Raw genomic sequence first — 8,070 nt, 5'->3', positions numbered from 1 at the left:
CTCGCTGCGCTCAGACATGGGCTGCTCTTCGGCCACGCCAGGCTCCGGTGCTCGGCTCGCTCTACGGCTCGATTCAAATCAAAAGCTGGAAGCCAAAGCCAAAGCCAAAGCCAAAGCCAAAGCCAAAGCCAAAGCCAGAACTAAAGCCAGAACTAAAGGCGAAGGCGGCGCGCATCCAGACAAGGCAACGCCAAGCCGATGCCGGGCGTGGAGATCTCCAGCCTGGACCGGTCGGCCCGGCTATTTCTGCAGGTGCGGCAAGGCTCCGCTCAGAAAAGATGCGCCAGCCATTCGGTGGCCGCTGAGGCCAGCGCGCCACTGAGCACGCCGAAGAAGCCGATCGCGAGTGCACCACCCGCCCATGTCCACAGCATCAGGGCGCCATCGCGCTCCAGCAGTGCCAGCGCATAGGCCAGCAGCAACAGGCCGAACACGTAGTTGGTGAACGGAATCGGCAAGGCCAGCAATACGCCCAGCAGCACGAGCTGCAAGCCGGTGAACATGGCCGCTGCGCGGTGGTCGAGTACGCCCGGCAGGCGCGGCCGGCTGACACGTTCCACGCGGCGCAGCCAGGGTTCGACCACGGTCTCGAAGCGCTGCACCGAACTGCGGTGTGGGCCACGGTTGGCGAGCCAGCGCGGTAGCCACGGCTTGCGCAGGCCCATCAGCAGTTGCAGGCCGACCAGGACCACGAGAGGGCCGCCGACGGCGCCGCCCACGCCCGGGATCGGAATGAAGGCAGGCAGGGTGGCCACGAACAGCATCATGCCGAATGCGCGTTTGCCCAGACCGAGCAGCAGGTCGGCGAAGCGCAGCTGGTCGCCGGGATCGCCCAGCGCCATGGCGGCGAGTAGTTCCCGGGTGCTGGCTTCCTCGCGCGACGGGACCTCAGGCGTCATCGCCGCCCGCGTCCGCATCCGGAATGCGCTGCAGCAGCAGCTTGTCGACCCGCGGACCGTCCAGATCGACAATCTCGATGCGCCAACCGTGCCAGTCGAAGTACTCGGCCACATTGGGGATGCGGCTGAAGCGCGCGATGGTCATGCCGGCCGCGGTGTGGAAGATGTGTTCGTCCTCGCCCGGCAGGGGGCCGCCGCCCAGCAGTTCGCGCAAGGCGCCGGTCGGCAGCGTGCCGTCGACCAGCATCGAGCCGTCCTCGCGCATCACCACAAGCGGCGAAGCGTCCAGGCCGCTGCTCTGGGTGCGCCCGATCACCGCTTCCATGACGTCGTTGAGCGTGACCATTCCGGCGATGTCGCCGTACTCGTCCACCACCAGGGCCAGCGACTGCTGGTTCTCGCGCAGGATCTCGAGCAGCTTCATCGCCGGCGTGGATTCGGATACGAACAGCGGCTCGCGCAGATACTTGAACAGGTCGAATTCCTTCTTCTCGAGCCTGTCGATCAGCGACTTGATCTCGAGCACGCCGACTACGTCCGCATCGCTGCCGCGGTACACCGGATATCGCGAGTAGGGCGTCTCCCGCATTTCGGCCAGGTTCTCTTCGAATCCCGCGGCGATATCCAGCCAGGCGATGCGCGTGCGCGGCGTCATCAGGCTTTCGGCGTCGCGGTCGCCGAGCGTCAGCACGCGGTTGACCATGTTGCGTTCGTCGGCGTCGATCACGCCCTGCTCGTGGCCTTCGCTGACCAGCATGCGGATCTCCTCTTCGGAGACCTGTGCCGCTTCGGTCTTGTCGAGCCGCAAAAGTTTCAGCAGGCCGCGCACGCTGGCGCTGAGCAGCCAGACGGCCGGCGTCGCCGCCCGCGACAGCCAGTGCATCGGCAGCGCCACGAACGAGGCCAGACGTTCCGGAGCGAGCAGCGCGAGGCGCTTGGGCAGCAATTCGCCGAAGACGATCGTCAGGAAGGTGATCAGGCTGACCGCGAACACTACGCCGACGGTCGAGGCGTAGGTACCGAGAACGGGCAGGCTGCTCGCGAGCCAGGTGCCGATCGCCGTGCCCAAGGCATCGCCGCCGAGCATGCCGGTGAGCACGCCGATCGTCGTGATGCCGACCTGTACGGTCGACAGGAAACGTTCCGGATGTTCGGCAAGGTCGAGGGCGGCGCGCGCGCTGCGGTGTTCGGCGGCGAGCTGCCGCAGACGCGGCTTGCGCGAGGTGACGACCGACATCTCCGACAGCGCGAAGAACGCGTTGCAGGCGATCAGGGCCAGGACGATGAGGATCAGTTCGAGCATGGCCGGGGCCTCCTGCCAGAAGACAGGCGATGCGGAGCATCGGGGGAGGCGTTAGCGGTGGGCGTCGCGGCAGGCGGTCTAGAGTCGTCGTCCATGTGAAAGATGAACAGCGCAAGGGGGCGCGGCCGGACTATAGCAGGCCGTGGCGTGAGGATCGGGGCGTCTCAGGGCGCGCCGGGCTGGCCCGGACTGTCATGGAACCGTCATAATCCGCGCCTCGCGCAGAGCGTCCGGTCCCGGACGCGCGACTTCAAGGCGTCCCGCATGTTCTCCCTGCAAACGATCTTCGGCCAAGGCAACCAGTTCTATACGCTGCTCGAGGAGGCCGCGGTGGCCGCCCACGACAGCACCGTGGCGCTTCACGCGATGCTCAAGGCGGCGGACCGGCAGCCGGCGCTGGACGCGTTCAAGCTGGCGCGCATGCGCGAGCGCGAGGCGTCGGAGAAGATCAGCCAGGCGCTGGTCGACAGCTTCATCACCCCGATCGAACGCGAGGATATCGAGGCGCTGGGATCTGCGCTGTACAAGATTCCCAAGCAGGTGGAGAAGTTCGCCGACCGCTATTCGCTGGCGACGATGCATCTTGAGCACATCGACTTCGCGCCGCGCGCGGCGATGCTGGAACAGGCGTCCGCGGTCGTGGTGAAGATGGTCAAGACCCTGCGCAGCATGAAGCTCGAGCCGATGAAGGCGCTCAACGACGAGCTGCGCGCGCTGGAGAACGAGGCCGACCGGCTGATGCTCGAGCTCTACCGCGACATCTACTCGGGCAAGCTCGATCCGCTGCAGATGTTCCTGCTCAAGGAGTTCTTCGAGATTCTCGAAAAGGCGATCGACCGCTGCCGCGAGGCTGGCGTGGTCGCCTACGAGATCGTGCTCAAGAACTCCTGACCGGCCGCCTCCCATGCTGACCCTCGTGCTGATCGTGGTCGCGACCGCGCTGGTGTTCGAATACATCAACGGCTTCCACGACACCGCTAATTCGATCGCGACCGTGGTCGCCACCAAGGTGCTCTCGCCGATGCAGGCGGTGGGCCTGGCCGCGTCGATGAACCTGATCGGCGCGCTGATGGGCACCGCGGTGGCCAAGACCATTTCCTCCGGGCTGATCGATGCCGGCGTCGTCGATGTGGGCTCGCAGCTGATCCTGTGCGCGCTGCTGGGCGGCATCGTCTGGAACCTGATCACCTGGTGGTGGGGCCTGCCGTCGTCGTCGTCGCACGCGTTGATCGGTGGTCTGATCGGCGCCGCACTGGCGGCCGCGTCCAACAATCTCGACGTGGTGATCTGGTCGGAGCCGGCGCAGCCGATCTGGCACAGCGCGGGCGTGCTGTGGAAGGTCATCGTGCCGATGGTCAGTTCGCCGGTGCTGGGGTTCGCCGCGGGCTTTCTGATGATGGGCGTGCTGTTCTTCGCGATCTCGATGATGGCGCGCAGCGGCGGCGTGCTCGCACGCATCGCGCGGCCGCGCTGGGTCAACGCGTTCTTCGGCAAGAGCCAGATCGTCTCGGCTGCCGGCATGGGCTTCGCGCACGGCATGAACGATGCGCAGAAGACCATGGGCATCGTCGCGCTCACCCTGGTCAGTGCGCAGAGCGTCGGCACGCTCGACAACCTGCCGGCCTGGCTGGCGTTCCTGCATCCCTCGGACGCCGCGCTGGCCGAAGGCGACATCGACCTGTGGATCAAGATCACCTGCGCCGTGGTCATGGCCGCCGGTACCGCCGCGGGTGGCTGGCGCATCATCAAGACGCTGGGCCACAAGCTGGTCAAGCTGCACCCGATCCACGGCTTCGCGGCCGAAACCAGTGCCGCGTCGGTGATCCTGGCCGCCTCGTCGATGGGCATTCCGGTGTCGACCACGCACAACATCTCCGCCGCGATCATGGGCGTGGGTACGGCCAAGCGCCTCAACGCGATCAAGTGGACGGTCGTCAACAAGATGATCTGGGCGTGGATCCTGACGATCCCGATGTCCGGCGGCATCGCCTACGGCCTGTTCCGCATGTTCCACCACTTCGGCTGGGTCTGATGCGCCGCGGCCGGCGTCTGTCGGCCGTTTGTTAGAGTCATCGGACACCCGCATGAGGATGTGCCCGTGTCCCGACTCGGCCTCACCAACATCTATCTGAAATGCGGACTGGTCCTGATCGTGGTCGGACTGGTCTGCGGGGGCGCGCTGTTCGCAGTGAGGCCGCGGGCGGACAGCACCGCGTTCGAGCTGCTGATGTGGGGCGCGCAGGGCGGATTCCTGAGCGGCGTGGTGCTCTACGTCATCGGCCGGATCGTGCACGTCGTGCGCCAGGCGCGCCGGGTCTGAGCGCGGCCGACACATGAGGCCGAAGACGTCGGACGCCGAAGACGGATACGCGGCATCCCGCGCCCGCATTCTTGCCGCGATCCATGCGGTGCCCGCAGGCAGCGTCGCCGGCTACGGACACATCGCACGCCGCGCCGGTCTGCCGGGCCGCGCACGCTTGGTCGCGCGGGTGCTGCGCGATCACGGCGATCCGGACCTGCCGTGGCACCGCATCGTGCGCAGCGACGGCCGGATCGCATTTCCCGCCGGTTCACCGGGCTTTCGCGAACAGGCGCAGCGGCTGCGCGCCGAGGGTGTCACGGTGACGCGCGGCCGGGTGCGCATGCCGGCCGAGGGCACGCTCGATGCCGCGTTGTGGGGACCCGGCGCCCACGCCTGATCGGGCACGATGCTCTACACATCGGGGCCGGTATCATGGCGCCGAAAAACGAGGAGTCCGGATGTTCCCGAGGTTGCCACTGGCCGTCAAAGTGATCCTGGCCATCAATGTCGTCGTGTTCGTCCTGCAGCTGGCGATCGGCAACGCGCTTGCGTACTTCATGTTGTGGCCGCTGGGCGGCAGTGACGCGGGCGGGCTCGGTTTCCAGCCATGGCAACTGGTGACCTACGGTTTCATGCACGACCCGCGCAACATCGCCCACCTCGCGTTCAACATGCTGGCGCTGGCGATGTTCGGCTCGCAGCTGGAATACACCTGGGGCACGCGGCGCTTCGTCACCTATTACCTGGTCTGCGTGATCGGGGCGGGGCTGTGCCAGCTCGGCGTGGTGACGTGGTCGCTGGCGCAGGGCGCGTTTCCGTATCCCACGCTCGGCGCATCCGGCGGTGTGTTCGGCCTCCTGCTGGCCTACGGCGTGCTGTTCCCGAACCAGCGCCTGGTACTGCTGTTTCCGCCGATCCCGATGCGCGCGCGCACGCTGGTGATCGTCTACGGTCTGGTCGAGCTGGTGCTCGGCATCACCGGCACGCGCTCGGGCGTCGCCCACTTCGCGCATCTGGGCGGCATGCTGTTCGGCTGGCTGCTGCTGCAGCATTGGCGCGGACGTCCGCCGTTCAACCGCAGTGGTGGCAAGCGGCACGTGCGGCGGGTGTGATGGGACGGCGTGGCCGTCGGACGTGATTCGGGATTCGGATCGCGCCCGTCCACGACCTGATCCAGCGTCGGTCATCAGAAGAAAGGCCGCGCAATGCGCGGCCTTTCTTCTGTCGGCGATGGGGATCCGCTTCTTCGAATCCCCAGTCACGAATTCCCGATCACGCGATCGGGACGACCGATTGTCACCGCCAGATACGCACCTGGTCTTCGGCCTTGCGGGTCATTGCATCGTTGGCGCCGCACTTGAAGGTCTCGGTGTAGGCCGGCAGGTTCGCCACCGGACCGTTCGCGCGCCACTGGCCCGGCGCATGCACGCTGGTGGCGGCATTGCGGGTGGCGGTATCGATGGCCGACTGCTGGCGCCACAGCTGCGCCCAGCCACGGAAGAATGCTTCCCGCGCCGGCTGCGCGAGTTCCGGGTTCGCCTGCTGCAGCGCGTCCCAGGCGAGTTCCACGCCGGCCAGGTCGGCGGCGTTCTCGTCACGGGTCAGGGCACCGTTGACCTGCATGCCGGTCAGACCCGGATAGCCGTAGCCGTTGTACTGCGAGACCAGCTTGTCGGTGGCGGTCAGCCAGCCGGCGTCGTCGTCGGTGCTCCACCAGGTGCGCACGGTGCCCGTGCTGTCGACCAGCTTGCCCTTGATGTCGATCGCGCGGCTCAGCTCATGGCCGACCAGCGCGCCGTAGGTACCGTAATGCGTGGCCGCATCGGCGCTGACGTCGAGTACCGGGGGCTGCAGCACGGCGGCGGACACGATCAGGCGGTTCTGCGCGAGGTCGTAGGCCAGCGCCGGCGTCTGCGGCAGCACGTCCCAGCGGCGGCCGGCGTTGGCCTGGCCGATACGACGCATTTCCTGTGCATGGCGCCAGGTGGATGCGATCAGCATGTTGCTGCCGAAGCTGGCGCGGCCCATCGGCTGCACGGTGTAGTCGATGTCCTGCAGCGGCGCGCCGATCTCGATCTTCAGCGCGGCGAGCTTGGCCTTGGCTTCGGTCTTCGCGGTCGGGGTCATCCAGCTGTTGCGCTCGATGCCGCGGCCCAGCGCGTCACGGACCTGGCCGGCAATGGTCTCGGCGCGCGCGCGTGTGGTGTCGGGGAGATGCGCGGCGACGTACTCGCGCGACATCATCGGGCCGGCGGCGCGGTTGATCGCGCCAAGCACAAGCTGCTGGCGCGAGGGCTGTGCGCTCTCGCCGCGCAGGATGCGGCCGTGGAAGTCGAATTCGGCGTCGCGGAAGCTCTTCGACAGGTACGGCGCCATCGCATTGCCGATATGGAAGCGCAGGTACGCCTTCCACTGCTCGGCCTTGAGCGAATTGACCAGCGTGTCGAGCTGCGTGAACAGCGCCGGATTGGCCAGCGAGACCTGGGTCGCCTGCACACCCTGCGCGGCGAGGAACTCGCCGAGCTGCAGACGGCGGTACTGCTTGTCGAGACCGGCAGTGTCGACCAGCGCGTACTGCGTACGCGGATCCCGCAGGTCCGCCACCGGCCGCGATGCGGCCGCGATGCGACGTTCCAGATCGATCACCAGCGCGGTTTCGGCGTCGAGGCGGTCTTCGGCCGTGCCGGTGAGGGCGAGGATGTTGCGCACGTACTGCGTGTACTGCGCGACGATCTGCTGCGTCTCGGCGTCACCGCGGCTGTAGTAGGCCGGATCCGGCAGACCGAGGCCACCCTGGGTGAAGTAGCCGACATGGCGGTTGAGATCGGCGAGGTCCACTTCCGCGCCGAAATCGAACAGCACCGGAATGCCGACCTGATGCAGCGCGGCCAGTGCCGGCGCGATGTCGCGGGTGCGACGGATGCCGTCGATGCGTGCGATCAGCGGGGCGATCGGCTTGGCGCCGTCGGCCTCGACCGCGGCCTCGTCCAGGCCACTGGCCCAGAAGTCGCCGAGCAGGCGCTGCACGTCGTTCTGTGGCGACGTCATCGCGGCATTGAGCAGATCGTGCTGCTGGGTAAGCGCGAGCGCCTGCAGTTCACCGAGGGCCGAACGCGTGCCCTGACCGGCGACGACCATGTTCGCGGCCAACCAGTCCTTGTTGGCGAAGCTGTAGAGATCGGTGCACGCGGTGACCGGCGGCGGCCCCTTCGGCGCGGCGGCGCGGCGACGCTGGGCGTCGGCGTCGGAACTCAGGCCGATCAGCAATGCGATCGAGGCGGCGAGCAGGGCGGGGCGGGCGAGCGTGTGCTGGATCGGCATTGCGGAGTCCGTGCGGGCATGAATCGCGCAAGTCTAGCAAGCTGCGGGATGGCGCAACGGTGCGATTGACCGCGTGGGCGATGGCGTCCGCAGCTGGAACTTCATCGATCATTCGGCCCAACCTGTTCAGCTCGATTGGATCTGCTGTCGACGGTGTAGGAGCGCGCTTGCGCGCGACATGGGTTCACCGGAGATCCATCGCGCGCAAGCGCGCTCCTACAAGGGGCGTCGGCCCCAAACAGAAA

The 8,070-nt window shown here is 67.2% G+C and carries 8 protein-coding genes; 5 read left to right on the top strand and 3 right to left on the bottom strand.

Translation table 11 applies throughout. The features are described from left to right. Window positions 1–269: 269 nt before the first annotated feature. Complete coding sequence (locus J2X52_RS12380; protein ID WP_310153687.1) at window positions 270–899, bottom strand: exopolysaccharide biosynthesis protein; 630 nt, start codon at window positions 897–899, stop codon at window positions 270–272. Next, complete coding sequence (locus tag J2X52_RS12375) at window positions 889–2,202, bottom strand: hemolysin family protein (protein ID WP_310153684.1); 1,314 nt, start codon at window positions 2,200–2,202, stop codon at window positions 889–891. The genes J2X52_RS12380 and J2X52_RS12375 overlap by 11 nt, the downstream gene beginning before the upstream one ends. Before the next feature lie 264 nt (window positions 2,203–2,466). Between J2X52_RS12375 and J2X52_RS12370 the strand changes: the two genes are divergently transcribed. The 5 genes from J2X52_RS12370 (at window position 2,467) to J2X52_RS12350 (ending at window position 5,616) form a co-directional block, all read left to right on the top strand. Next, window positions 2,467–3,093, top strand: coding sequence for a DUF47 family protein (locus tag J2X52_RS12370; protein ID WP_310153682.1), 627 nt, complete (start codon window positions 2,467–2,469; stop codon window positions 3,091–3,093). A gap of 13 nt (window positions 3,094–3,106) precedes the next feature. Further along, the gene (locus tag J2X52_RS12365) at window positions 3,107–4,234 is read left to right on the top strand and encodes an inorganic phosphate transporter (RefSeq protein ID WP_310153679.1); all 1,128 of its coding nucleotides are present in this window, start codon (window positions 3,107–3,109) and stop codon (window positions 4,232–4,234) included. A 66-nt stretch (window positions 4,235–4,300) separates the two neighbouring features. Next, window positions 4,301–4,522 (top strand): hypothetical protein, encoded by a 222-nt coding sequence (locus tag J2X52_RS12360; protein ID WP_310153676.1) that lies wholly within the window; start codon window positions 4,301–4,303, stop codon window positions 4,520–4,522. 13 nt (window positions 4,523–4,535) lie between these two features. Then, window positions 4,536–4,901 carry an MGMT family protein gene (locus J2X52_RS12355; RefSeq protein WP_310153674.1) on the top strand — a complete coding sequence of 122 codons (366 nt, stop codon included), beginning with the start codon at window positions 4,536–4,538 and terminating at the stop codon, window positions 4,899–4,901. 61 nt (window positions 4,902–4,962) lie between these two features. Beyond that, a complete protein-coding gene (locus tag J2X52_RS12350; RefSeq protein WP_310153672.1) occupies window positions 4,963–5,616 on the top strand; it encodes a rhomboid family intramembrane serine protease in 654 nt (217 codons plus the stop codon). Between the two features lie 184 nt (window positions 5,617–5,800). Here J2X52_RS12350 and J2X52_RS12345 read toward each other — a convergent pair whose 3' ends face one another. Further along, on the bottom strand, window positions 5,801–7,825 hold the full coding sequence (locus tag J2X52_RS12345; RefSeq protein WP_310153670.1) for a M13 family metallopeptidase: 2,025 nt from the start codon (window positions 7,823–7,825) through the stop codon (window positions 5,801–5,803). Window positions 7,826–8,070: the final 245 nt, after the last annotated feature.

Source organism: Luteimonas sp. 3794, from assembly GCF_031456825.1.
GTDB lineage: Bacteria > Pseudomonadota > Gammaproteobacteria > Xanthomonadales > Xanthomonadaceae > Luteimonas.
Note: the sequence above shows the minus strand (reverse complement) of the source record. Positions and strands in the feature narration are given on the sequence as shown.